The organism is Streptomyces sp. NPDC090022 (assembly GCF_044748145.1).
In the GTDB taxonomy this organism is placed as follows: Bacteria; Actinomycetota; Actinomycetes; order Streptomycetales; family Streptomycetaceae; genus Streptomyces.
Window position 1 is genome coordinate 1 of the sequence record NZ_JBIVFN010000007.1, and the last position, 22,589, is coordinate 22,589.

The 22,589-nt window shown below is 69.5% G+C and carries 25 protein-coding genes; 8 read left to right on the forward strand and 17 right to left on the reverse strand.

Features of this window, described 5'->3' with window-relative positions:
* The coding region (locus ACIPXB_RS15870; RefSeq protein ID WP_401449641.1) for an IS5 family transposase at positions 1-453 on the forward strand (453 nt) is incomplete at its 5' end.
* A 285-nt stretch (positions 454-738) separates the two neighbouring features.
* Here the strand turns inward: ACIPXB_RS15870 and ACIPXB_RS15875 are convergent.
* The 4 genes from ACIPXB_RS15875 to ACIPXB_RS15890 form a co-directional block, all read right to left on the reverse strand.
* Entirely contained in the window at positions 739-1,875 is a 1,137-nt protein-coding gene (locus ACIPXB_RS15875) for a hypothetical protein (RefSeq protein WP_401449644.1), read from the reverse strand.
* 1 nt (position 1,876) lies between these two features.
* Positions 1,877-2,380, reverse strand: a complete 504-nt coding sequence (locus ACIPXB_RS15880; RefSeq protein WP_401449647.1) for a DUF4365 domain-containing protein — start codon at positions 2,378-2,380, stop codon at positions 1,877-1,879.
* Positions 2,381-2,512: 132 nt separating this feature from the next.
* Positions 2,513-3,577: a hypothetical protein gene (locus ACIPXB_RS15885; protein WP_401449649.1), complete on the reverse strand. Its 1,065-nt coding sequence runs from the start codon at positions 3,575-3,577 to the stop codon at positions 2,513-2,515.
* A 104-nt stretch (positions 3,578-3,681) separates the two neighbouring features.
* Positions 3,682-4,740 carry a serine hydrolase domain-containing protein gene (locus ACIPXB_RS15890; RefSeq protein ID WP_401449651.1) on the reverse strand — a complete coding sequence of 353 codons (1,059 nt, stop codon included), beginning with the start codon at positions 4,738-4,740 and terminating at the stop codon, positions 3,682-3,684.
* Positions 4,741-4,969: 229 nt separating this feature from the next.
* Between ACIPXB_RS15890 and ACIPXB_RS15895 the strand changes: the two genes are divergently transcribed.
* Positions 4,970-5,965, forward strand: a complete 996-nt coding sequence (locus ACIPXB_RS15895; protein WP_401450182.1) for a phosphotransferase — start codon at positions 4,970-4,972, stop codon at positions 5,963-5,965.
* Here ACIPXB_RS15895 and ACIPXB_RS15900 read toward each other — a convergent pair.
* The 7 genes from ACIPXB_RS15900 to ACIPXB_RS15930 all read right to left on the reverse strand — a co-directional run bounded on the left by ACIPXB_RS15900 (position 5,962) and on the right by ACIPXB_RS15930 (position 11,614).
* Positions 5,962-7,047, reverse strand: a complete 1,086-nt coding sequence (locus ACIPXB_RS15900) for a glycosyltransferase (protein WP_399940769.1) — start codon at positions 7,045-7,047, stop codon at positions 5,962-5,964. The genes ACIPXB_RS15895 and ACIPXB_RS15900 overlap by 4 nt on opposite strands.
* A complete protein-coding gene (locus tag ACIPXB_RS15905; protein WP_401449654.1) occupies positions 7,044-7,661 on the reverse strand; it encodes a hypothetical protein in 618 nt (205 codons plus the stop codon). The genes ACIPXB_RS15900 and ACIPXB_RS15905 overlap by 4 nt, the downstream gene beginning before the upstream one ends.
* Positions 7,655-8,533, reverse strand: a complete 879-nt coding sequence (locus tag ACIPXB_RS15910) for a PIG-L deacetylase family protein (protein WP_399940772.1) — start codon at positions 8,531-8,533, stop codon at positions 7,655-7,657. Before ACIPXB_RS15910 ends, ACIPXB_RS15905 begins: the two co-directional genes overlap by 7 nt.
* A 14-nt stretch (positions 8,534-8,547) precedes the next feature.
* On the reverse strand, positions 8,548-9,279 hold the full coding sequence (locus ACIPXB_RS15915) for a glycosyltransferase (RefSeq protein ID WP_401449656.1): 732 nt from the start codon (positions 9,277-9,279) through the stop codon (positions 8,548-8,550).
* Positions 9,276-10,160: a phosphotransferase gene (locus tag ACIPXB_RS15920; RefSeq protein ID WP_401449659.1), complete on the reverse strand. Its 885-nt coding sequence runs from the start codon at positions 10,158-10,160 to the stop codon at positions 9,276-9,278. The genes ACIPXB_RS15915 and ACIPXB_RS15920 overlap by 4 nt, the downstream gene beginning before the upstream one ends.
* A 20-nt stretch (positions 10,161-10,180) precedes the next feature.
* Entirely contained in the window at positions 10,181-11,026 is an 846-nt protein-coding gene (locus ACIPXB_RS15925; RefSeq protein WP_401449661.1) for a glycosyltransferase family 8 protein, read from the reverse strand.
* A 195-nt stretch (positions 11,027-11,221) separates the two neighbouring features.
* Positions 11,222-11,614: a hypothetical protein gene (locus tag ACIPXB_RS15930; RefSeq protein ID WP_399940782.1), complete on the reverse strand. Its 393-nt coding sequence runs from the start codon at positions 11,612-11,614 to the stop codon at positions 11,222-11,224.
* A 166-nt stretch (positions 11,615-11,780) separates the two neighbouring features.
* Between ACIPXB_RS15930 and ACIPXB_RS15935 the strand changes: the two genes are divergently transcribed.
* Both ACIPXB_RS15935 and ACIPXB_RS15940 read left to right on the forward strand, forming a co-directional pair.
* Positions 11,781-12,986 (forward strand): Tat pathway signal protein, encoded by a 1,206-nt coding sequence (locus tag ACIPXB_RS15935; protein ID WP_401449663.1) that lies wholly within the window; start codon positions 11,781-11,783, stop codon positions 12,984-12,986.
* A 23-nt stretch (positions 12,987-13,009) separates the two neighbouring features.
* A complete protein-coding gene (locus ACIPXB_RS15940) occupies positions 13,010-13,606 on the forward strand; it encodes a GNAT family N-acetyltransferase (RefSeq protein ID WP_401449665.1) in 597 nt (198 codons plus the stop codon).
* Positions 13,607-14,130: 524 nt separating this feature from the next.
* Here ACIPXB_RS15940 and ACIPXB_RS15945 read toward each other — a convergent pair.
* Genes ACIPXB_RS15945 through ACIPXB_RS15955 form a run of 3 tightly spaced genes read right to left on the reverse strand, consistent with a single transcriptional unit; the run spans position 14,131 to position 16,613 of the window.
* A complete protein-coding gene (locus ACIPXB_RS15945; RefSeq protein WP_399940790.1) occupies positions 14,131-14,994 on the reverse strand; it encodes a DUF2637 domain-containing protein in 864 nt (287 codons plus the stop codon).
* Positions 14,995-15,024: 30 nt separating this feature from the next.
* The gene (locus ACIPXB_RS15950) at positions 15,025-15,675 is read right to left on the reverse strand and encodes an ATP-binding protein (RefSeq protein WP_401449667.1); all 651 of its coding nucleotides are present in this window, start codon (positions 15,673-15,675) and stop codon (positions 15,025-15,027) included.
* 44 nt (positions 15,676-15,719) lie between these two features.
* On the reverse strand, positions 15,720-16,613 hold the full coding sequence (locus tag ACIPXB_RS15955) for a hypothetical protein (RefSeq protein ID WP_401450184.1): 894 nt from the start codon (positions 16,611-16,613) through the stop codon (positions 15,720-15,722).
* 253 nt (positions 16,614-16,866) lie between these two features.
* On the opposite strand from ACIPXB_RS15955, the gene ACIPXB_RS15960 reads away from it, so the two are divergent.
* The 3 genes from ACIPXB_RS15960 to ACIPXB_RS15970 all read left to right on the forward strand — a co-directional run bounded on the left by ACIPXB_RS15960 (position 16,867) and on the right by ACIPXB_RS15970 (position 18,881).
* Complete coding sequence (locus ACIPXB_RS15960) at positions 16,867-17,151, forward strand: helix-turn-helix domain-containing protein (RefSeq protein WP_399940796.1); 285 nt, start codon at positions 16,867-16,869, stop codon at positions 17,149-17,151.
* 119 nt (positions 17,152-17,270) lie between these two features.
* Complete coding sequence (locus ACIPXB_RS15965) at positions 17,271-17,588, forward strand: helix-turn-helix transcriptional regulator (RefSeq protein ID WP_401449671.1); 318 nt, start codon at positions 17,271-17,273, stop codon at positions 17,586-17,588.
* A 45-nt stretch (positions 17,589-17,633) separates the two neighbouring features.
* Positions 17,634-18,881, forward strand: a complete 1,248-nt coding sequence (locus tag ACIPXB_RS15970) for a tyrosine-type recombinase/integrase (protein WP_401449674.1) — start codon at positions 17,634-17,636, stop codon at positions 18,879-18,881.
* A 62-nt stretch (positions 18,882-18,943) separates the two neighbouring features.
* On the opposite strand, the gene ACIPXB_RS15975 is transcribed toward ACIPXB_RS15970, so the two are convergent.
* The 3 genes from ACIPXB_RS15975 to ACIPXB_RS15985 form a co-directional block, all read right to left on the reverse strand.
* Positions 18,944-19,573, reverse strand: coding sequence for a restriction endonuclease (locus tag ACIPXB_RS15975; RefSeq protein ID WP_401450187.1), 630 nt, complete (start codon positions 19,571-19,573; stop codon positions 18,944-18,946).
* A 53-nt stretch (positions 19,574-19,626) separates the two neighbouring features.
* Positions 19,627-19,839, reverse strand: coding sequence for a hypothetical protein (locus ACIPXB_RS15980; protein WP_401449676.1), 213 nt, complete (start codon positions 19,837-19,839; stop codon positions 19,627-19,629).
* 399 nt (positions 19,840-20,238) lie between these two features.
* Positions 20,239-21,336 (reverse strand): magnesium and cobalt transport protein CorA, encoded by a 1,098-nt coding sequence (locus ACIPXB_RS15985; RefSeq protein ID WP_401449678.1) that lies wholly within the window; start codon positions 21,334-21,336, stop codon positions 20,239-20,241.
* Between the two features lie 81 nt (positions 21,337-21,417).
* On the opposite strand from ACIPXB_RS15985, the gene ACIPXB_RS15990 reads away from it, so the two are divergent.
* Positions 21,418-22,548: a winged helix DNA-binding domain-containing protein gene (locus ACIPXB_RS15990; protein ID WP_401449680.1), complete on the forward strand. Its 1,131-nt coding sequence runs from the start codon at positions 21,418-21,420 to the stop codon at positions 22,546-22,548.
* The last annotated feature ends 41 nt before the right edge of the window (positions 22,549-22,589 follow it).

Consider the following 22,589-nt stretch of genomic DNA (forward strand, 5'->3'; position numbering starts at 1 on the left):
CACCTCGACGTTGACGGCCGGGGCCTGCTCCTGTCCATCGTGCTCACGCCCGGCACCGTCAACGACGCCACCGCACTCGCTCAGGTCCTCGACGGGATCCGAGTTCCGCGAGCCGACACCGGCCGCCCGCGCACGACACCTACCCGAGGCCTGGGCGACAAGGCCTACTCCAGCCGGGCGATCCGGCGCCTCCTGCGGCGCCGAGGCATCGCCGTCACGATCCCCGAGCGCCGCGGCCAAGCGGTCAACCGCCGTCGCCGAGGCTGCCTCGGCGGCCGACCGCTGGCCTTCGGCAAGGAGGTCTACCGCGAACGCAACGTGGTCGAACGATGCTTCGCACGCCTCAAGCAGTTCCGCGCGATCGCGATCAGGTTCGACAAACGCGCCGACCGCTACCGAGCCGGAGTCGTCCTGGCCTCACGGATCCTCTGGCTCCGCGAGCCAACCTCGTGATCATTTGCCAGATACCACCTAGCTAGTGACCTGAGTCGGAGATTCGGTGGCAGGCAGCCTGTTGGATCTAACTATGATTTCAGACGCTACCGGCGGATCCTGGGTGTGACGCGTATTCCGCATACGCCCTACACCGTGCTGGGGGCAGCCGCCGAAGTGCTCGACATAAATGCTAGCGGGAACGTCCTGCGTGCAGCCAGCTATGAAGAGTTGGCTGCATGGATCAGGGTGTGACGGAACGGTGAGAATGGAGTGGTGGCTAGGCTTGTGATAGAAATTGGCGAACTATGAATCTGGGCCCAGTGATGGGTCCGGGCCGAAGTCGACGACGCTCATTCGGGCCTGCCCCCCGGGAGGGCTGGTTAGCGATCCGCGCACGCGAACCGGTACTCCGGCCTCGTGGCAGCGCACGGCTGTGTGGTAGTCGGTGTCGGGAAGGTTCATCCATACCGTGCGACTGCGGCGCTGAATGAGTGTTTGGACACCGACGCGCCCATTGTCATCCTCGGGGTGACGACTGAGGTCGGTGACCATGCCGTAGACCACGTGCTCACTGGTGTAGACCTTGGTCTTGAGGTGATCGGAAACGCGATCGACGATTTCGATCGCTTCGCGATTGAATTCGACCTGAGCTGGGGTACCTGGCGGGGGCGCAGCCACGCGAGACCAGTTGAAGGAAACGTCCAATGTGTTTACTGATTCCGTGTTGACCACCTTGGCGAGGGCCTGGCAGAGCTCGTAGGAGACGCCTTCACCGATCGAGTCATTGATCTCGCTTTTGGTCGGCTCGCGCTCGGCAGCGGCCATTTCTTCTAAAACGCCCAGCGCGCGGGACATTGTGGCTGTAACGCGGCGGTCAAAGAGAGTTTCTTCTACCACGACATCGATGTGGTCCTGACGTGGCGAGTACACGTCCTCTGGTGCGCGTGCTTGGCTGATGATCGGGACGATGTAGGAACCACGGCGAGTTTGTCCCAGACGAACCTCCCGAGCTTGTGCGCGCGCTCGGGTGGGGAAGTTCCGATAGTGCCCTTGTCGGCGGATCGTTGCAGCAGCAGAGGCCACGCGAAGGCGCTTGGCCGAGACGAAGAGCTCGTATCCCGATTCGAGTGGGATGGATCCGTCGGTCAGTGAGGGGTGGGAGGCGCGCAGGTCTGTGACGTCGTGGTAGACGGTGGCGATGGCGTCATGAACTGCCTGCGCCGCCCTTGATTCCACCCGCGCGAGGTCCTGGACAAGGATGCGGGCCCGTTTCGTGAAATCGGGGGCGCCAGGTTTCATGGGGACCAGGACGACTTCGTCTGCCGGCCCCGGAAGGCTCCATAGTTCCGCGACCTCGCCGCCCGACACCGGAGCCCAGCCGGCGACCCTGAGGTAGCTACGGATCTCTGCGGGTCCATAGTTCAGGTTGAAGTCCACCATGTCAGTTCAACCCCAGTCCCGTCCCGAAGGCCATGCGACGCGCTGTGTCGAACATGCTGCCCATGGCCTTCACCGTAAGTTCCTGGTGCTCGGGAAGGTGGATTGCCGTGGTGGCGCTGCCTGCGGCTTGTCCCATGCCGTGTAGTGAGGCCCAGTAGCCATGGCAGGCGAGGATGATCGAGTCGGACTGGTGGGTCACCCACCGCCCTATGTCCGGTGGGACGATCAGTAGTGCTAAGTGTCCAGGTGCTGATCGTTCTGGGTCGCGCAGCTTGTCGTAGGTCTCGACGTCCAGGTCGAAGCTGTAGCCGCTGCGGGAAGTGCGAGGGTTCTGAGTGCACTTCAGCTGAATGTCGACCATGAGGCCGCGTGCGCGGAGCGTGACGTCCACTCCGTCCTTGTCCACGTTCCAGTCGCAGACTGTATAGCCGCCTTGCGTGGCTAGGGCATGGACGAAGGCGCGACTGACTTGCTCTTTCTGCCAGCTTGTGGCCTGTGAGGCCATGCCACCACCCCCCGGCTGTGTGATCGCGAGGATAGGCGGGGCGGCGGCGTGAGGGAATAGGGCGTCGGTGGGGCACTGAGGACACGCTGGCAGGCCCGCTCCATGCGTGATGGGCTGAGCAGGTAGCCAGTTCTAGGAGCCGAAGGTCGCGTGGTACGCGTTCTGGCCAGTCTCGATGAGCAGCGTAAGGCCTGGGGTGGCGGCGCCTATCGCCGTGAGGGCCTCGTGGACACGTTGGTAGGCGGCGCGGATTCGGCTGGGTTCGGGTCGCTCGGCGCTGGTCGTCTCCTCCAAGACCTCCGCGTCGAGGACCAACTGATCGCGTTCCTCGTCGGAGGTGCCGAGGCTAGGCGAGAACTGCCGGACCATTTGCGCGAACTCGGTCAGCTTGGAAGCGTCCAGACCGAAATTATTGTTTTGTGTCACGTGGTGCTGCGATCCGGCGACGAAGCCATGGGAGTTGGTGATGTTGTAAGTGTCGCCGCTCGGCTGGGTTCGGTTCAGGTAGTCGTGCACGGTACCTCCGGCGAGTACACAGCGGGTTCCTGTGGCGGTTGTTTGGGCTGTCGTGCAGTCATCGGATGAACGGAGGTGAACGAGTCCGTTCTCACACAGGTAGTCCATGACCCTGGCGACCTCCTCTCCCGTGAGAGGCTCCCCTGCAAAGCTGCACGCGGGATCATTCGCGAAGCCTGCGACGTCCACAGTTCCTGCTGTTCCGCCAGCCCGAAGTACGCCGCGGAGCAGCCTGTCGCAGGCGTGACCGAAGCGGGCGATGGCATCACGTCGGAGCTCGAGCAACCGACGGGCCTCCAGGAGGCCGTCGTCTGTCGGGTAGACCTCGGAGAGTCCACCGGCCAAGCTTCTTGCGATCCGCACGAGCCCCAGCTTCTCCAGCTTCAGGGCCATGTTGTCGGCCTCATCCTCTGGGAGGTGTTCCGTTTGAAGGAACGTCCTGATGTCGGCAAAGCGGCCCGGACGCTGCCGAACGGACTCGTGCAGCCAGATCAGCAGCCGCGATAGGTGGGGCTCACTTTCCAGCCCACTTGTACTGGACAGGAGCAGCCCTCCCAGATCAGGAACATCGAGCTTGATGGGCACGCGGACGGGATGCTTGCGGTTCGCGCGCTCAAACTCTTTTGCGATCTCTTTCTGTAGCTGTTCGATTGCCCGTCTGTTGACCTTGAACCCGCTCAACCTAGCCTCCTGTGCGCAGCACTGGCTCAAGGCTAGACGGCGGCACTGACAACTAAGGCTCCGTGAAGGGAGATGCCGTCCTGGTTTGGTCGTGGGGCACGTGATTATGTGTGGATATCGGCAGCCGGGGTGGTGAGCGCGGCGGCGTGGAAGGCGTTGCGGATTTCCGTCAGGGGCTCCCGATCGCGGTTGAAGCGGAGTTTGTTCGTGAGGAGGACGGCCCAACTGTCTTGGGCGGGGCTGATCCACATGCCCGTGCCGGTGAAGCCGTAGTGGACCCATACGTCCTCGGAAGGGTCCGTGCCGGGGGCGGGATGCCAGAAGAGGCCGCGGGCGGGGGTAAGGGTGCCGGTGTGGATGCGGAGGGAGTCCGCGGTCCAGGTGGGGCCGAAGGCGGCCTGGGTGGGGGCGAGCATGTCTCGGAGGAAGAGGGCGAGGTCGTCGAGGACCGAGAAGGCGCCGGCGATGCCGCAGACGCCGCCGAGGAGGCGGGCGGAGAAGTCGTGGGCGGTGCCCTTGATGTGGGTGCCGGTGGTCTCGTCGTACTCGGTGGGGGCGCAGCGGGCCGCCTCGGTGGTGGGGAGGGGGCCGAAGCGTGTGCGGGTCATGCCCAGGGGGTGCCAGATGCGGTCGGTGGCGAGTCGGTCCAGGGGCTGGGCCGAGAGGTGTTCGGCGAGGTAGCCGAGTACGAGGGCGGCGCGGTCGGTGTACTCGACTGCCTCGCCCGGCGGGCGGTGGAGGGCTTCGTGGAGGACGCCGTCGCGGATGTCCTGGGGGTCGGTGCCGTAGAGGTTCTTCAGGTTGGCGCGCAGGGGCAGGCCTGCGGTGTGGGTCAGGAGGTGGTGGGCCGTGGCCCGGGCCAGGGGGTGGCCGGCGACCTCGTCCCAAAAGGTGCCCAGAGGGGCGTGGAGGTCGAGCTTGCCCTCTTCGACGAGCGTGCCGATCGTGGACCAGACGGCGAGGATCTTGGTGAGGCTGGCCACGTCGAAGACGGTGTCCAGCCGCATGGGCTCGTCGGGCCGGTCGGGGTCGAGGAGGCCGACGGCTCCGCTCGCGCGGGTGCCGTCGGCGTCCCCGACCGCCCACACCGCGCCGGGGTAGACCTCCTCGCGCACGCCGGTCTGGAGGAGGTCTTCGATGCGGGCGGTGGAGGGCGTGGTCATGGTCTCCCGATCGTCGTACGGCCGCCGGTGGTCCGTCGGCCAGGGTAGTGAGGCAGCCGGGACGGTTCCGGCTCCGCCACGGACGGAGTCAGGCGAGCCGGTGGGGGCGGGCGATTCCGGCTCGCTTCTTCCTCCGACTCTCTGTCGGGGCCTCGGTGACGAAACCAGCTGCGAGGTTCGGCATCGGCGTACCGTGCTCGGGGTGACGGATACGACTCGAGAAGACGGTCTGGCGGCAGTGCTGCCCACCCTGTCCGACGCGTTCGGGCTGGGCGCGGTAAGCGATCGGCAGTTCCTTGCCCATGGCCTGATGAACCGGAACTGGCGTCTCGTGACGGCGGCCGGCGTGTACGCGCTCAAGGAGATCACCGACGTTCCTCTGCCGAAGGCTCGCAGGAACCTCGCGGTCCTCGTGGACCTGGCGCGGGAGGGCATCCCGGTGCCGGCGCCGCTGGTCGACGCGAGTGGGGACTTGGTGGTCGAAGTTGGTGGTCACGGCTACTGCGTCCTGCCGTGGGTGGACGGTGGGCACCTTCAAGGGACGGACCTCCCGCTCGACCAGGTCCGCGATCTCGGTGCTCTCCTGGGCCGCTTGCACGAGGGCTTGCGGCGGCACGGGCCCGGCCCGGGTGCGGAACAGGCACCGGTGGCGAAGGTCCGCGATGTGGCCGAGGCAGAGCAGGCAGCTGCTGCGCTTCTGAGCCGCTTCCCGGCCGATCCGGTGACCGACTTCGACAAGGCCGCCGCCGAGGCTCTGTACAGCCGCCGAGGTCTCCTCGCCCGGTACGCCGATGCCCGGCCGGATGGCGAGGTGCCGGCCGGGCCGTACGGGTGGACGCACGGCGATTTCCAGTACCGCAACCTGCTGCGCCGGGACGGCCGGGTGGTGGCGGTCCTGGACTGGGACCGGCTCGGGGTCCGTCCGTACGGGGAGGAGGTCGCGCGGACCGCGCAGGTGCAGTTCGGGGTCGGTGGTGGCTTCGACCTCGACCGCGTCGCCGCGTTCTGCTCCGGATACCGGTCCGTGATCAATCTGGCCGAGGGTGACCTCGCCGACGCGGTGAAGCGGCTGTGGTGGAAGCGGCTGACCGACTTCTGGCAGCTGGAGTTCTACCTCGACCGCCAGGACCCCACCTTCGGCGAGATGTTCCTGACGGACGAGGCACTGCTGAACTGGTGGACAGACCGCGCCGACGAGGTGCAGGCCGCCTACGCGGCCCGTTAGCCGGCTGCTGCTACCGCCGGGATCAGCCCGGCGGCAGCCAGCTCGGGCAGGCACGGCCGGACCAGCGGTGTTGCCCCGGCGCGGGCCTTCGTGCCGAGACCGGTCCGGTCGGCCGACTCGATCGCCTGCACCCAGCCGTCCACGTCGTCGGGGTGGAGGCAGATTCCGCCGTCTCTCACCGCCTCGGGAATGCCGCCGCGGGACGAGCCGATCGTGGGGACGCCGTGGAGTCCGGCTTCCACGATCACCCGGGGGAAGGCGTCCTCGACCTGGGAGGGCACGAGCAGCAGGTCGTTCGCGGCGTAGATCGGGCCCATGGCGTAGGTGCGGGGAACCCAGTGGACGTTCGGGTACGCGGTGAACTCGCCAGCCGGGTCCCACCAGCCCTCGACGAGGGTGAACCGGCAGGCGGGCAACCGGAGGATGAGCTGGTGCAGGAGGGCTGCGCCCTTGGCTGGGATGGGGTTCACCATCAGCACGCCGCCGGGGACGCGGCTGGCTGTGCCGCGCCCCGCGGCGAGGAGGGGCCCGGCGCCTTCGGCCGGTGCGAACGGCGGGTAGAAGACGACCGCCTTCATGTCGGCCTGGGCCTGGGCCCGTCCGGCGACGAACTTCGACGTGGCGAGGGCGACGTGCGGTCGGCCGTGGAGGACGCCCATGCTGTTGGCCGAGACCGAGTGCAGCCATCCGGCGACCCGCGAGGACCGGCGGGCAAGGGCGGCGAGGTCGGCCGCCCGTTCCTGCGAGGTCACCACCAGCTCCGGCCGGGCCTCGGCCAGGAGGCCCTTCAGCGTCGCTTCCACCCTGTCTTGCGGCACGGCCCGGCACGAGACGCCGTTCCACTGGTAGCGGACCTCTCCGCCGGCCTCCTCCCACACGGTTCCGTGGGCCCGGAGGTGGGCGCGCAGGTGGCCGATCTGGGCGGACCCGTTCCAGGGGGCCTCGTGGCTGCCGAGGTAGACGACCCGCCAGCCGGCCCGGACGAACTCTTCCGCCAGGAGCTGCTGGGAGACCTCCGCGCCCCCGATCAGCAGCGGTGGCGGGGTCCGCCGCCATGCGAACAGCACCGTCGGGCCGGTCACCGGACACCCGCCCAGTACGTGAAGAGGGCTTGCACGACGGCGGCAGTCTCCTGCCGGTCGCCGTCCCCGGAGGCGATAGCCAACTCCGCAGTCGCCGGGCTGCGGACGGGGCGGCAGAAGTAGTCGCGGAAGTGCGTGAGGAAGGCGGGGTCGTGGAGGAAGTACTCGGGCTCGACCTCATGGTGTCCAGCCGCCTTGCGCCGCAGGTGCAAGAGCTCGGGCGTCACGTCCAGGTACAGGGTGTGGTCCGGCCTGAGGTGCGGCATCTCCTCGACCCGCCGGCACAGTTCCGGCAGGATGCCGAAGCCGTGGATCTCGTCCATGGCGTGGGCGTGGGCGAGGAGGGTGTCGACGGTCCGGTCCAGGACGACCAGCCCGCCGTGCCGGCGGGCTGCAAGCACGCGCTCGCCCTCGATCTCCATGAACGTCACGAACGCCTCCACCTGCTCGGCGGCGGACCGGGTGGCGGGGGTGGGGATGTCCTCGCGGCGCGCGAACGACTTCACGTAGCAGGGGAAGAACATCGCGTCCCGCATCGCCGGCACCCGGCGCAGCCGTCCCAGGGCGGAGGTCTTGCCCCCGTAAGAGGGGCCTTCCAGGCCGAGGATCACCACGACCCCCCGACCCGGTAGAAGCGTTCTGCGAACTGGCCGCGTGGACGGCCGTCCGGGTCGGGCAGCAGGTTGGCGGCGACGGTGTGGGCGTGCCGGATCGGCCGGTACATCTTCCGCGCGGGGTGCATCTGCGAGCCGTGCATGTGGAGCAGGGTCACCTTGTCCAGGGCGGTGCCCGTGATGTCCTCGACCTCCGGGGTGAGGATGCCGCGTGCCCGCTGCCGGAACAGTTGCCGGTCGCATCCGGACAAGGCGTATGTGGACCAGAAGGCGGCGTCCTCCCAGAACCACCGGCAGCCCAGGCGGCGCGCCGCCTCGTGGACGGCGAGGTGATCGGGGTGGCGGGTGACGGCGGCCGGGGCGAGCAGTTCCGCGTCGTCCATCCGGTCCAGCACCTCGGCGAGCTCGGAGGTGATCCGGTCCACCTGCGCGGGCACGGGTGCCCGGTACGGCTTCTCGGCGTCCTTGTGCCCCAGCCCGACCCGGGCCGCTCCCAGGGGCAACAGGGACTGGGCGGCTTCGCGGTCGCGGAGCTCGGAGACCGCCTCCACGCTGTTGTAGGTGCTTTCGAGGGAGGGGTGGACGCTGCGCGAGCGGGTGAAGACGGTGACCACGGTCAGCGGTCGGGGACGGGCGAGGAAGGTCCCTGAGGCGGAAAGGACGAAGTCGTCGTGGTGGGGTTCGATGACGACCACCGGACGCCCGGACGGCTTGCGCGGCTCGATCCAGTACGGCGCGAGGGTCAGCGGCGCCGTCAGCGTCATGATCTCCTTCGACCCGGTCAAGGAGTCCATCCAGGACCGGTGCGCGGTCAGGAGGTCGGTGGGGAAGGTGTAGATGCCGTCGGCGTCCGGCAGGGGAAGGCGGGTCACCTGAGGTTCTCCGATCATCGGATGGTGGTGGCGTACCAGTTGCGCCAGAAGCGGGGCGAGGTCAGGCCGAGGCGGACAATCAGCGGGTTCTGCCACCAGAGCATCCGGGCCGTGGACCAGGCGTCGTAGCGGCGGGTGGAGGGCCGCACGCGAAGGTTTTCGAGGACCGCGACCGGCCCGCCCGTGCGGCGGCCGTAGGCGGTCAGTCGGGCGAAGAACTCCATGTCCTCACTCATGAAGTAGTCCGGCCGGTAACCGTGTACAGCCTTGAAGGCGTCTCGGGTGCAGAACTGGTTGACGCCTTGGGCGCCGCCGTGGCGGGCGCGGTGATGGTCCCAGTAGGAGCAGAGCAGACGGGCCCCGAACCGGGCGGGGGTGTAGAGCGGTGGGATGGCCCCACCGACGGCCCCGGCGTCCATCGCGGCCACGGCGGCGGTGATCCCCTCCAGCGGTAGGGCCACGTCGGCGTCGACGAAGAACAGCATTCGCCCCTCGGCTGCGCGGGCTCCGGTGTTGCGGACCAGGCCGATGCTGCGGACCAGCTCTGTCACCACCTTGACCCCCAGCTCCTTTGCGACGGTCGCGGTGTCGTCGGTGGAGGCGTTGTCCACCACGATCACCTCTCCGACGAGGCCGGAGAGGGATTCCCAGGCTCGGAGGGACGCGAAGACGGTGGGCAGGTAGCGGGGCAGGTACTTGGCCTCGTTGTATGCGGGGATGATCACCGACAGATCGGGATCGGTCACAGCACGGTCCTTCCTGGTTGCGGGGGCAGGGCAAGGTGCAGGCGTGCCGCCCAGGCGTCGCGGTCGCGGCCCTCCCGTTGGGCGGCGTAGGTCCAGCCGCGTACGGCTTGGAAGGCCACGTAGGCGTCCAGGAGGCGGGTGTCGAGGGGCCGCCCGTAGGCGGCGGCCATGAACATCCGGTCGGACGGTTCCAGGGCGTCGCAGGTCACGAGGGTCTGGGCGAGGTCGTATTCGGGGACTTCCACGGTCGCGGCCTCGAAGTCCACGAGGTAGTCGGGGAGGCGAAGCCGGCCGTGTTCGCCGGAGGTGAGGCGTAGGTCGTCTCCGCGGACCACGTTCTCCAGGTGGAGGTCTCCTTGGCACCACACCAGCCGTTCCACGCGGGCCCCGGCTGCGATGACTTCCAGGGCGGGCGCGAGCCGGACGAAGAGCTGTTTGGGGCAGTGGGTGGCAAGGGCGCTGACCTGCTGGCCGATGCCCGGCGCCAGGGGGACGCCGGGCGGGGCCTTGGTGCTGTGGAAGGCCGCCATCAGCAGGGCGAGCCGCAGCAGGGCCGCGGGACGTGGGATCTGCCCGGCCCGGACGGCGCGGCCCAAGGTGCTCGTTCCGGCATCGGCGGTGACCAGGGCTGAGACTGTCAGACCGGGAACGGGGCCGTGCCCGATTACGACCGGTACCCGCACCCGCCCGGCGGCGGTGACGGCGGCCAGGAGGCGGGCCTCGTCGGCCGCTCCGTGGTTGGTGTCGGCCGCGAACAGCTTGACCACCACCCGGCGGCCGTCGGCGAGACGGACGCGGTAGACAGCCGTCTTCGGCCCACGGCGGACCCGGACCGTCTCGGCCGGAGCCGACCCGGCCAGCTCCGCGCAGGCTCGCTCCACTGCCGGGAGCGTGCCGCCGGTCACCGGGCGCCCGCCCCGGCCAGGTGCCGCAGGGTGCGGTGCATCTGCTGCCGGTAGACACGTACGTCCTCGGTGCCGGAGCACGAGCGCATCCACGGCTTGTGGCCCCCGACGAAGTGCACCACGTGCCCGTCCCGGCGGGTGACCGGACGGCGGAGGACCCTGCGGACCCAGTCCCCCCGCTGGAGGAACCGGTCCACCTCGAACCGGTTGAACACCGGCCCGACCGGGTGCGCGGCCCCGGAGGACAGCAGCCAAAGGTTCAGGGCGCACTGGTCGTTGTGCTTGATGTACTGCCGCCCGCCGACCAGGGCCCGCTGGACCCCGGCCCGCATGGGGGCGAGCATCGGCGCGGGCACCCACAGCATCCCGGCGTTGAAGTAGGTGCGCCCGACGAGGTGGGGCCAGCGCTCGGCGACTCCGGGGAGTGCCGGGCACTGCCCGACGGCCGGGTTGAACTCGTCCTGCACGGCGCCGATCCGGTCCGCTGGCAGTCCGTCCAGGGGCGCGGAGACGTCGCCGCGCACGTGTACGTCCGCGTCCACGTAGATCAGGAACGGCCGGTCGAGGAAGCCGGGGGTGAACCCGAACCTCAGGTAGGTGGCGACGGAGATGTAGGCGGTGTCCGCCATGACGCTCTCGGCCGGCGGGGTCTGCCAACGCAGGTCGAAGGAGCCGAACCCGCAGCGGCGGGCGAAGGACTCCATCACGGCGGCCTGCCCCGGGGACAGGCCGTTGGTCAGTACCCGTACCGCGCTCTCGCGGCGGTCGGCCACCGGCAGGTGGTCGGCGACCGACCCGAGCGTGACCAGGGCGGGCAACAGGTAGCGGCCATCGACGCACATGCCGATCGCGTACACGCGGGTGCCTCCAGGGCGAGATTCGACGGGCCCGGCGCGAGCCGGGGCACGGTGGCCGCCTCCTCGCCCGTATGTGGAGGAGACGACGGTCGGTGGGGCGCTGTTGTCACCTGCCGGGGCCGGGCAGGTGGTGGGGCTTCCGGTAGCGGCGCCTCCGGGCAGGCCGGCGCCGGAAGCGGTTCAGGTAGACCGCAGGAGGTCCGTGTACCGGGCGAGGTAGGCCACTGACTTGGCCAGCAGCCGCAGCGCTATCGCCGGATCGCTCCCGCAGTCCCGGGTGACCTTGCGGGCGAACCGCACGGTGCCGGCCGCGATGTCCTTCTCCCGGCTTTCCGGCAGTAGGTCCGCGTACCGTTCGGCAGGCACCGCGAGGGTGTGGACGTGCTCGCGCAGCCGATCCCGCAGCCGGACGGCCGCCTCCCCGGCCGGTTGGTGGTCGGCGAGGGCGAGAGCGGCCTCGACGTCCCCGGCGACGGCGGCAGTCGCAGAGGTGATCGCGGTCTCCTGGCCGGCGGAGGTGACCGTGGCTGTTTCGCTCGGTACTGCTGCCACATCGCGCGCGAGTACGGTCACGATTCCGCTCCCATCCGGCTGCTGCCAGTTCGGCTGTGCGGACAAGTAACCCGCGACCGAGCCGCGTTGGACATGACGAATCGGCTCGTGCCTACTCGCGTGACCACTGACGAAAAGTCCCGACCTCCGCTACCTCGGACGTCGGCCCCACCCCTACCGTGGCTGCATGGTGCGGAAGCGGAACGCGGAATTAGAGACCTGGATGAAGGAACACGGGCTCAGTGCGGGCGCTCTTGCCGAGCAGGTCAACGACGCCATGGCAGACCTCACAGGCCACCGAGGCGCCGTCACCGAACGGACGGTCTACCGGTGGCTGTCGGGAGAGAACCGCTCGCCCCAGGATCGCCAGTGGCAGGCCCTGGAGGTCGTCTCCGGGCTTCCTGCGACCGACCTGGGGTTCGTGCCCCGCGCCCGCCCCCGCCCCACAACGCCCCCGGCACGACTGGAGGACCCCGTGCTCGGCCGTCGAAGCTTCATCTCCGTAGCCACCGGCGCCGCCGTCGCCGTGTCCACCGGCACTGCGACCGCAGCCACCCGACCCACCGTCGGGCACTCCGACGTCGACCGCCTGCGCGTCCTCCTGGCCGAACTGTGGCTACTGGACGACCAGAACGGGGGCGGCCCCGTTCTGGAGAGGCGCGCCGCCGACCTCGCCGCCCGTACGCTCAGCCTCCAGCAGCACGGTTCCGCCAGCCAGCGCGTCCGCTCCCGCCTCTACGCCGTCGCCGCATCCTTCACGGCCTTCGCCATGTTCTCCGCCATCGACGCCCGCCGGCTGGGGGAGGCCCAGCGCTACCTGGAGCAGTCCGTCACCCTCGCAGGACTTTCCGGAGACGGACAGGTCCAGCACCAGACCTGGCGGTACGCCGCCATGCTCGCCGGACAGCGGGGCCGGTACGCCGACGCCCTTGCCGCGGCCGAAGCCTGCACCGGCACCCGGGCGCACCGCACCGACCCCCTCTACGCCTCGCTGACCCACTCCCGGATCGCCCTGACCGCCGCCAGCCTCGGTGACAAGACCCGGGCCCTCCGAGCCCTGGACCGGGGCGAACTCCATGGGCTGACCGGCATCACCCACTACCGGCTCGGCGAAGCAGAGAAGGCCGAGTTCCACGCCCACCGGTGCATCGCGGATCTCCGCGACGACCAGCACCGCAACCGCGCCTACTACCTGTCCCAGGCGGCCCTCGCGCAGGTCGCGCAGGGCGACGTCGAGCAGGCCGTGGCCACCGCCACCCGCGTCATAGCTCCGACCGGCGCCGACTCGGGCCGGGTCCCCCATCTCTTGGGCAGCTTCACCTCCGCACTCAACCAGGCGGCCCCCAAGTCCGCCGTCACCCTCCAGTGGAACGACCGCACCCGCACTGCCTGAACCGTCACGAGACAAGGAGCACCATGCCCGTCCCCGAGATCACCCTTCACCGCTACGGCACCGATCAGTTGGCCATCATCCGCCCCACGCTGGTCGGTGTGTACGCCGAGGTGTACGAGAAGGAGATCGGCGAGGACCCGTTCTTCTCCGTCGACCGCTTCGAGGGTCGTCTCACCGGCCACTCCTCCCGCCCGTCCTGGGAGGCGGTGGTCGCCTACGACGGTGGCGAGGCCGCCGGCTACGCCTACGCCGCGGCCCTGCCTCAGAACACCGGCTGGTGGGCCCACATGCTCCAGCCGCTTCCCGAGGCGGACACGACCGAGGACGGTACCCGCACCCTCGCCCTCTTCGAGATCATGGTCCGTGCTCCCTGGAGGGGCACGGGCCTGGCGCACCGGATCCACGAGGAACTGCTGGCCGGTCGCACCGAGGAACGCGTCACGCTGCTCGTCGAGCCCGGCCACCCGAAGGTGAAGGCCCTCTACGAGGGGTGGGGGTACCAGCACATCGGTGATCAGCAGCCGTTTCCCGATGCTCCGGTGTACACCACCATGCTCCGCGCACTCCGGTCTGATGGCAGTCCATCTGTAGGGCGGTCCTGGGGCCTGGAACCGTCCTGAGGGCGGCTCGGGCGAAGCAGGCGACGGTGACGCCGACGACCCTGGCGGCGGTCGCAACGAGCGCGTGCTCGTCGTTCAAACGGACGCTGCACACTTTGGAGCGCTGACCGTCCCTGTGGATACGTCGTTGTGTACGAGGCTCAGGCGCGGTAGCGAAGGTGCACGCGACTTCGCGCACGCAGTCTGCTGCTCTTTCCTCGGCTGCGATCCGCCCTCGGTCGCTGCCTGGTGGACCGGTGCCCCCTGGCTCCGGTCCGCTCCCGCAACTCCAGGGGCGGGATTGGTCGAGACGCTCTCCCCCGACGGGGAAGAGCGTCTTGGCCGATAACTTGCTCCATCTGGGGCTTGGGTAGGGGCCGCCTGCTTGGAGGTTGTGGGGACGTGTGGCAGTGGGGTCGTCGTGCAAGAGCGTGCCTCCTGTTGGTCGGGCTGGAACGGCTTCGGGGCTGTGGGGATGGGGCGTACGAACGCCAGCTCGCGCCGCGACTGATGCGTGGGGGAGCAGCGTGACTTCGGGCGGAGGCCTACGCGGCGTCCGCTCTGCCGCTGTCGAGTTCGGCTTGGACCTGCCGGGTGATCTTGTCCCGCCGGTCCCTGCCGATGGAGAGGCCGCGTGCACGGACAGCCGTCTCGATGTGGCGGCTTGACGCGCGTCCATCGCGTCCGAGCGGGGCGGTGAGGGCGATGGCGAAGAGCTCGTCGTCGGTGGCGGCGGGCTTGCGACCGGTGCGCTTCTTTGGCGGGACGTGGGCTTCCGCCACTTGGTCGGTCTCTTTCGCCACATCGACTGATGCGCCCTGTGCGGCGCCAGCCGGAGTGGGGCGGTCACCCTCGTGGCCTGAGTGCCGTTCCGGGTCCGGGAGCTGGGGTGTGGCGGAGTGCCCGCGGGGGCGGTCCAGGTCCGCAGGATGCGCTGAGGGTTCCCCTACCGGACGGCGACTGTGGCGGGACTCCTCGGCAGCGACGTGGCGGTGGATCTGCCGCATGAGGACGCCGAAGGCGAAGAGCGCGGCTGCTGGTGGGACAGCGGCGACGACGTAGTCGAGGGCTGGGGCCGGGACGCCGTCGGACCTGCTGACGCCGGCGACGTTCAGGGCGATCGAGCCCAGCGATCCGGCTGCGGTGAGGGCGATCGCCCACCCGTCGGCTTCTCGGCGGAGGCTGGCGCGGAGCATGAGCACTTCGCCAGCGACGATGAAGGCATCGAGCGTGGCGGGCCATGCCCACTGGCGGGTGGGGGAAGTCCCGAGGCCGTGCCGCCCCGCGACTTCGGCCAGGTGGGCGTAGGAGAGCCAGAATCCTGCGGCGGTGAGAGCGATGATGACGCAGCCTGCGACGGCGAGGGCGTACCGCTCGGCCGTCTGCGTGCGGTGGGACGTGGTGGTCAAGCGGGTGGTGCTCCAAAGGGGTGGGCGCGTTCAAGCGGCGGGGGTGCGGCGGCGGTCGGGCCCGTCGAGGATGACCCGGTGGGTCATCTCGGAGAGGCGGGAAGCGACGCGGTCGCCGAGGGCGGTGCGGAGCTTGGCGATCGGGAGGTTGGTCGTGAGCAGGGTGGGGCGCAGGTACTCGTACCGGTGGTTGATCAGCCGGTAGGTCAGCTCCTCCGTCCACTCGCTGCCTTTGGCGGCGCCGAGGTCGTCCAGGACCAGCAGCGGGCAGCGGGCCAGGGTGTGCAGTTCACGCTCGGCATCGAGCCCTGGCCGTGGCCTGAGGCGGGCGTACAGGTCGGCGGCGGTGACGGCTTCCCAGCGCAGGCGGACGCCGGCTGCGAGCAGGCTGCGGACGGCCCCGTAGGCCTGGTGGGTCTTTCCGGTGCCGGTGGGGCCGACGATCAGCAGCGATGGGCCCTCTGCGATGCCCCGCATGCCGGACGGGCCGGGGCGCCCGGCACGCACGACCTCGTCCACCCAGGCGGCGACCTCGGGGTGATCAGCGAGGGCCTGCCAGTAGCGCGGAGGGATGCGGGCGTCGGCCAGTGCCAGGGACGTGACCGGTTGGGGCGCGGGCTCCGGTTCCTGCGAGTCCACGATGGACGGGTCCATGCCCCGGCGGCGCAGGATCCCCGCCATGGCCCGGACGACGTGGTCGGCGGGCCGCGGGAGAGCGGTGGTGGTCAGAGGGCACCTCCATAGGCAGCGGCGACGTCGGTGGGGTTGGTCCAGGGGCGGTGGGCGGCGGTGGTCGTGGGCGTTCCAGCGTTCATGACCTCGTGTACGAGGCTGGGCAGGGTTTTCGGGTGGAGGCCCCTGGCGCGGTGGCGGTGGAGACCGGCTCGTACGTGGGCGGGGTCGATGCCCTCGTCGAGGAGCTTCTTGGCCTCCTGCCCGAGTTGGCCGAGCACGGTGGAGGGAGGGCGGTGCTCGCAGGCCGCGGCGTACTCGGTGATGAGGTCCTTCGCCGAGACGGTCTGGGGCGCGGGGGCGCTCGTGCCCCCCAACGGGGTAGTTCCTAGATCCCTGTTCCTAGGTCCTAGATCCGGACGCTGAGGGCTCACGTCAGGCTCAGTGAGCCCTCCCGCAACGGCCTGCGAGGGCTCACTGAATTGCCCTTGACCTGCGGATTCCCTGCTCATGGCGGGCTCACTGCCTGCTGTCTGACCCGTCCTGGAGGCCTCCGTGACGGCTCCGTGCACCGGCAGTGAGGGCTCACGCGGGACGCCGAGGTCGTGGTGCGGCCAGGACGGGATCCTGCTGATGCTGGGGCGGTTGATCTTCTGGTGGAGGGCGAAGGCGACGACGTGCAGGTACTGCCTTCCGTCCTCGCCCTCGTAGCGGCAGATCAGGCCGGCGGCGTCGAGCTGCGTCAGGTCGTCCTCGACCTCGACGGGGCCGTGTTCGCGGCGCAGCGACCACAGTTGTCCGGCGATGACGGCGGCCTGATCGCGGATGCGGCCCTTGTCGTCGGCTTGGGTGAGCAGGCCGAAGAAGGTCCGCTCGGCGCTCAGTGACACGGCCGCCAGGGACTCGGAGGCGAAGGCCTCGGGCTTGATGGTGCGGATACGGGCGATGGAGATCGACCGCCTTTCGAAATCGGGGCAGGTACACCGGCGGAGCCAGGGCACGTGGACAACACAGCCACACCCCGGATCCAGAAGTCCAGACCTGGCTCAAGCGGCCGTGAAAGGTTTTCCGGTCGCACGACCGTAAACCCGAAACCCCGGTCGGCGAAATCGCCCGCGATATCCGATGTCGGCCGGGGATCGCTCACAGCAGACGGGGAATGCCTTCCCAAGTCTCTGGCGGGCAAGCTACAACACACCAATGCCGCCACGCCCTCTCGAAATCGGACCCGCTGGACGCGCCGCCGCCCAGGCCATCGAACGCACCCGCGTGGCCCGTGGCTACTCCCAGCGTCAGCTCGCCGCCCGGGTCACCGCACTCGGTCGCCCCATGACCTTCACCGCACTCTCCCGCATTGAACGCACGGTACGGCGCTGCGACATCGACGACCTCGTCGCCATCGCCGCAGCCCTCGGAGCGCCGCCGCACGCGCTTCTCGCTGCTCCATCGAGCCGCCCCGAGTCGCTGCGGGTGGGCGGAATATAGCCGACGATCCCCGGTTTCCGAAACCGGGGATTCTCCGCACCATTGGTGGTCCCTGGAGGCCGCTGCGCCTGTCCGTGGCCAGTGGCCTATTCCCCCGTCCCCTGCGTAAGGAACTTAGCTTGTCTGTCGTCGATCCGATTCCCTCTGCCGGTGCCCCCGAATTTCGTCACCGTTCCATCGTCGGCCGTGCGTTTCTCGGGGTTCAGGACACGGCCGCGTATCTCGGCATTTCACCCAAGACGCTTTACGTCTGGCGTCACCGGCGGCAGGGTCCGCCCAGTTTCCGGATGGGTGCCCGCGGGCGGGTGACGTACAGGGTCGACGCGCTCGACGCGTGGATACGTGCGCAGGAGCAGGCGGACTCACGCTCCAACCCCGACCTCAACCCCGTGAGCGCCGCACCGCAGCGGCGCGCTGCCTACTCGGCAACCGCCTGACGGCTTCCGGTCGACCGTCCCGAACCCCTAACTGCAAGGAAACACTTGGCCGGCTACATCGAAGACCGCTGGATCAACAAGAAGAAGGACCCCGTCACCGGCAAGCGCGAGCGTACCGCCCGGTACGGCAAGGGCAGCCGGTACCGGGTCGCGGGCATCCCGGGCGTCCGGGGCATGTCGTTCGACACCCTGGAGGACGCCAAGGCATGGCTCCGCCGAGCCGGCACCGACAGCGAGCGGGGCGAGTTCGTCGACCCGCGCGACGGCTCCATCACCATCGCGGACTACGTCTCGCGCCACTGGCAGGCGGGCGTGCGGGGAGCGCCGGGCACGGTCAAGCGGGTGGACGAGCGCGTGCGCCTCCACGTACTCCCGCACATCGGTGACGTCGCGCTGCGGGACGTAACCGCATCAGTCCTGCGCGGCTACATCGCCACGCTCGAAGGCGAGTGCGCACCGCGCTACGCCCGGCAGATCCTGACCACCCTCTCGAACGTTTTCGAGACGGCGATCGACGACAAGCGCCTGGTCCGGAACCCGATGCGAGCCAAGTCAGTGCGCTGGCCCAAGGCCCTGGAGGACCAACGGGAGGCTTGGCCGTTGGAGACCGCGCAGCGGGTGTGGGACGTCATCAACCAGCGGTACCGGATCGCCGTCGTCGTCGCTCTCGGGTGCGGGCTGCGCCAGGGGGAGGTCTTTGGGCTGTCGCCGGCGGACATCGACTTCGAGCGCGGCCTCATCCGCGTCCGCCGCCAGGTTCAGCTCCTGTACGGCCGCTTGTACTTCACTCTTCCCAAGGGCGGGAAGACCCGGGTCGTCGACATGCCGCCTTCGGTGGCCGCCGAGCTGCGCGCACACTTCCTGCAGCTTCCGGCCGTCGAGGTCGAGTTGCCCTGGGGCGGCCCCGAACCGGATCGGGAGAAGCGCTCCTTCCCGCTGGTCCTGACCACCACCTACGGTAACGCGATCCGGGCCAACATCTTCAACGACGAGGTGTGGAAGCCCGCCCTCGCGAAGGCTGGCGTGATCCCCGTGCGGGAGAAGGGCCAGCGCTGGAAGGCCTCCCGCAAGGACGGCTTCCACGTACTCCGGCACACCTACGCCTCCGTGATCCTCGAGGCGGGCGAATCCGTCGTCACCCTGGCCCGATGGCTCGGCCACTCCAGCCCGACTATCACCCTCGACCACTACGCCCACTTCATGCCCGAGGCCGGTGGCAAGGGCCGCGCGGCAGTCGATGCGCTGCTCGGAGTGGTCCCTCAGTACGTCCCAGACGACCTTGCCCTTGCCTGAGAACGGGTGGCACAGCTCATGCTGTGCCACCCGTTCTCATTTGGTGGGTCAGGCTTTGTGTCTCATGCCGCTCGACGCCAGGGCAGGCGGGCGCGCCGCGCGGGCAGTCTGAGCAGTTCGTGCAGGGCCTTGCCCTTGTGGGCCCATTGGTCGAGTCGGTCGCGGTCGATCCAGTGGACTCCGTGGCGGTCGCCCCAGGCCATGGCGTCGCGGGTGAAGGAGCCGTTGGTGACGACGACCGCGTGGTTCGCCCTATGCGAGGGCCCTGCGGTGCCGTTCACCTCGTACATCACCGACGAGCCGACCTTGCCGCCGACGCGGGTGTGCTTCGCCTGCACCACGATCCGTCCGAGGGGTATCAGGACGCCGATCACGTCCGCGGCCTGGTCCCCGCCCCGGCCCACCTTCGTGGCGGCCCAGCCGTCGCGGACGAGGAGATCGCGCAGCGCGTACTCGAACTGCTGGTCATCCATTGCGTCCAACTCGGGCAAGGTGATGCGCAGGCGAGACAGCCTCTCGCTGTCCGCGCGGTTCCAGCGGGAGCGCCGTATCCGGAGGCAGGCCAAGCCGGTGGCGAGGGCCAGACCGATCAGGACCAGCAGCGGCCAGCCCTCGGCGGCCTTCGTCAGCAGGCGCGATGCGGCCTGCGCCAGGGCGACCGCGAGCGCGAGGGCAACGGCTGCCGCACCCAGGGCGTCTGAGGTACTGCGCGGTCGCCACCGGATGCTTCGCCGCCGCCGGGCCGTCACTGCCCGCCCGCCGGCGCGGAGACGCCGGGCTTCGGCGCGGGCTGCTGCTGGGCGGAGCTGTCGCCGAACCCGAAGATCTGGCCCCAGAGCCACACCACCGCACACAGGCCGGCGATGGCCCAGACGCTCAGGCCCTTGGCCGACTTCGGGCCCGGCTTGCGGCGGAGGTGGCTTCGTACGCGCACGTATCCGTCCGGAACCTTCGGCATGCTGAATCCCTCCCCATCGGTCCGCGCCGTGCGGACCTACAGTTCGGTTGTAGCGGCGGCCACTGACAGAACCTGATGCACCGTCATGATCGTGCGGGTGGCAAGGGTGCAAGTCGGCCATGTCTTCGGGGATGTCCGGGCGACTGCGCGGTTCGCTGGCCTGCGCCGAGGCCTTTCGGCCGTGAGCCAAGCTGCGGAATCGCAGGGTGCGCCGAATGGCCATTTCGCGCGGAGCGCGGTCAGCAGCGACTGCGCCGGGCGCCGCCCCCGTTGAGGCGACGACGCCGAGTCCGGGCGACTCCTTACCGCGCGTTCTCCCCAGATTCTCCCCACGGGGTCTCTGGGGGTCTGATCTATGCTTCGCTTGCGCTAACTCGATCAAGCTTTTGCCCTGGGCCGTTAGAGCCAGTCGCGCTTCTTGAAGATGACGTACAGACTTGTGCAGACCACCGCCATCAGCAGGATCGCGAAGGGGTACCCCGCCGCCCAGTGCAGCTCCGGCATCGTCTCGAAGTTCATGCCGTAGATGGTTCCCACCAACGTGGGTGCAAACAAGATGGCCGCCCACGACGAAATCTTCTTGATCTCCTCGTTCTGTTCGAAGCCGGCTTCGGCCAGGGCGCGCATTTCGGCGTTCTGTTGTTGGGAGACCAGGGTCGCGTTGACCGTCAGGATGTCCGTCAGGGCCTGACGGAAGCCGTCGACGCGTTCGCTCGTGTGGGTGACGTGGTCGGCCACGTCGCGGAGGTAGCGCTGGAGTTCCTCGTCCGTGCCGTACTTGGCGAAGCCCGCCATCAGGTTGTGGAGCATGCCGACCAGGGGGCGGGTCGCCCGCTGGAACTCCACCATTTCGCGGGAGAGTTCGTAGATGCGGCGGGAGACCTCCGGGTCGCCGCGGAAGACTTCCGTCTCGATCTCGTCGATGTCGGTCTGGACGCCCTCGACGACCGGGGCGTAGCCGTCGACCACCGCGTCGAGGATCGCGTACAGGACCGCCTCGGGGCCGAGGGCGAGGAGTTCGGGGGTCGCTTCCATGCGGCGGCGGACCGCCGAGAGATCGGGGGCGGCGCCGTGGCGGACCGTGATGAGGAAGTCCGGGCCGACGAAGACGTGGAGTTCGCCGAACTCGACCTCCTCCGGGGCGTCGAGGTAGCGGGCCGCGCGCAGGACGACGAACAGGGTCTCGCCGTAACGCTCCAGCTTGGGGCGCTGGTGGGCCTCCAGGGCGTCCTCGACGGCCAGCGGGTGGAGGTCGAACTCGGTTTCCAGGGAGTGGAGTTCGGCCTCGCTCGGGCGGTGCAGGCCGATCCAGGCCACGCTGTCCGACTGTTCGCGCAGCTGCCGGAAGGTCTCGGCGAGGGTGTCCGGGGACGCGACGCGGCGGCCGTCGCGGTAGACGGCCGAGTCGACCACGCTGCGGTGGTCCGCCGGGGGAGTGCCCGGGCGGTTCCAGGGGGGTGGTGTGTGGCGGTCCTGGCGGTTTCGGTGCTCCGGCATCGGCATCGACGGCTCCCGGATGGGTGGGTTTCTGCTGGATTGCGGACAGGGGGTGTCCGCGAGGGTGGCTAGCGTGGTCGTATGGTCTCCAGGACGAACTCCTCCGTACTCGGTACCCGCGCACTGAACCGTGCCACGCTCGCCCGGCAGCTGCTCCTCAGCCGCGCCGAGATGTCCGCCCGGGACGCCGTCGCGCACCTCGTCGGGCTGCAGGCGCAGAACGTCAAGCCGCCCTACTTCCAGCTGCACGCCCGCCTCGCCGGGTTCCGGCCCGCCGAGCTGGCCGGGCTCATGGAGTCCCGGGACGTGGTGCGGATGGTCACCATGCGGTCCACCATCCACACCCACACCGCCGAGGACGCCCTCGCCCTGCGGCCGCTGGTCCAGCCCGCCCGGGACCGGGAGGTCGGGACCTTCCGCGCGGGGCTCGCCGGGGTGGATCTCGTACGGCTGGACGCGCTCGCCCGGGAGTACGTCGAGAGCGCGCCGCGCACCATGGCCGAGATCCGTGCGGAGCTGCTGGGGGAGTGGCCCGACGCCGACCCGCTCGCGCTCTCCGTCGCCGCGCGCTGCCGGCTGCCGCTGGTGCAGGTCACTCCGCGCGGGGTGTGGGGGCGCAGCGGGCAGGTACGGCTGACCACCCTCGAGCAGTGGCTCGGGAGAGGCGGGAGGGGTGGGAGAGGTGTGCTGGGGGGTGCGCGTGTCGACTCTGTCGTCGTGCGTTACCTGCGCGCCTTCGGGCCGGCCTCTGTCCGGGACATGCAGACCTGGGCGGGGCTCACCCGATTGGGGGAGGCCTTCGAGCGGCTGCGGCCGGGTCTGATCACGTTCCGGGACGAGAACGGGGTGGAGCTGTTCGACCTGCCCGACGCCGAGCGGCCCGACGCCGACACGCCCGCGCCGCCGCGCTTCCTGCCCGAGTTCGACAATCTGCTCCTCTCCCACGCCGACCGCTCCCGCGTGGTACCCGCCGACCTCAAGGGCCGTAGCTGGAAGGGCAATCAGGCCTATCGGACCTTGCTCGTCGACGGGTTTCTGGGTGGGTTGTGGAAGATCGAGGAGAGGGAGGGGACGGCGCGGGTGGTCGTCGAGTTGTTCGGGGCGGTCGGCGCGGCGCGGCGGGAGGAGATCGTCGCGGAAGGGGAGTCGATGCTCGCCGCCATGACCGGGGCGGAGCGTACCTCGGTGGAGTTCGGGCCCGTCGCGGGCTGACGGCGTACTGGTGACGCATCGTCGGGACACGGCACGATGCC

Coding starts and splice junctions, on each gene's coding strand:
- ACIPXB_RS15960 (WP_399940796.1), top strand. CDS start 16,867: ATGCCGCCACGCCCTCTCGAAATCGGACCCGCTGGACGCGCCGCCGCC.
- ACIPXB_RS15880 (WP_401449647.1), bottom strand. CDS start 2,380: ATGGCCTCACAGGCCACAAGCTGGCAGAAAGAGCAAGTCAGTCGCGCC.
- ACIPXB_RS15990 (WP_401449680.1), top strand. CDS start 21,418: ATGGTCTCCAGGACGAACTCCTCCGTACTCGGTACCCGCGCACTGAAC.
- ACIPXB_RS15980 (WP_401449676.1), bottom strand. CDS start 19,839: ATGCCGAAGGTTCCGGACGGATACGTGCGCGTACGAAGCCACCTCCGC.
- ACIPXB_RS15925 (WP_401449661.1), bottom strand. CDS start 11,026: ATGTGCGTCGATGGCCGCTACCTGTTGCCCGCCCTGGTCACGCTCGGG.
- ACIPXB_RS15875 (WP_401449644.1), bottom strand. CDS start 1,875: ATGGTGGACTTCAACCTGAACTATGGACCCGCAGAGATCCGTAGCTAC.
- ACIPXB_RS15950 (WP_401449667.1), bottom strand. CDS start 15,675: ATGGCGGGGATCCTGCGCCGCCGGGGCATGGACCCGTCCATCGTGGAC.
- ACIPXB_RS15890 (WP_401449651.1), bottom strand. CDS start 4,740: ATGACCACGCCCTCCACCGCCCGCATCGAAGACCTCCTCCAGACCGGC.
- ACIPXB_RS15940 (WP_401449665.1), top strand. CDS start 13,010: ATGCCCGTCCCCGAGATCACCCTTCACCGCTACGGCACCGATCAGTTG.
- ACIPXB_RS15935 (WP_401449663.1), top strand. CDS start 11,781: ATGGTGCGGAAGCGGAACGCGGAATTAGAGACCTGGATGAAGGAACAC.
- ACIPXB_RS15985 (WP_401449678.1), bottom strand. CDS start 21,336: ATGCCGGAGCACCGAAACCGCCAGGACCGCCACACACCACCCCCCTGG.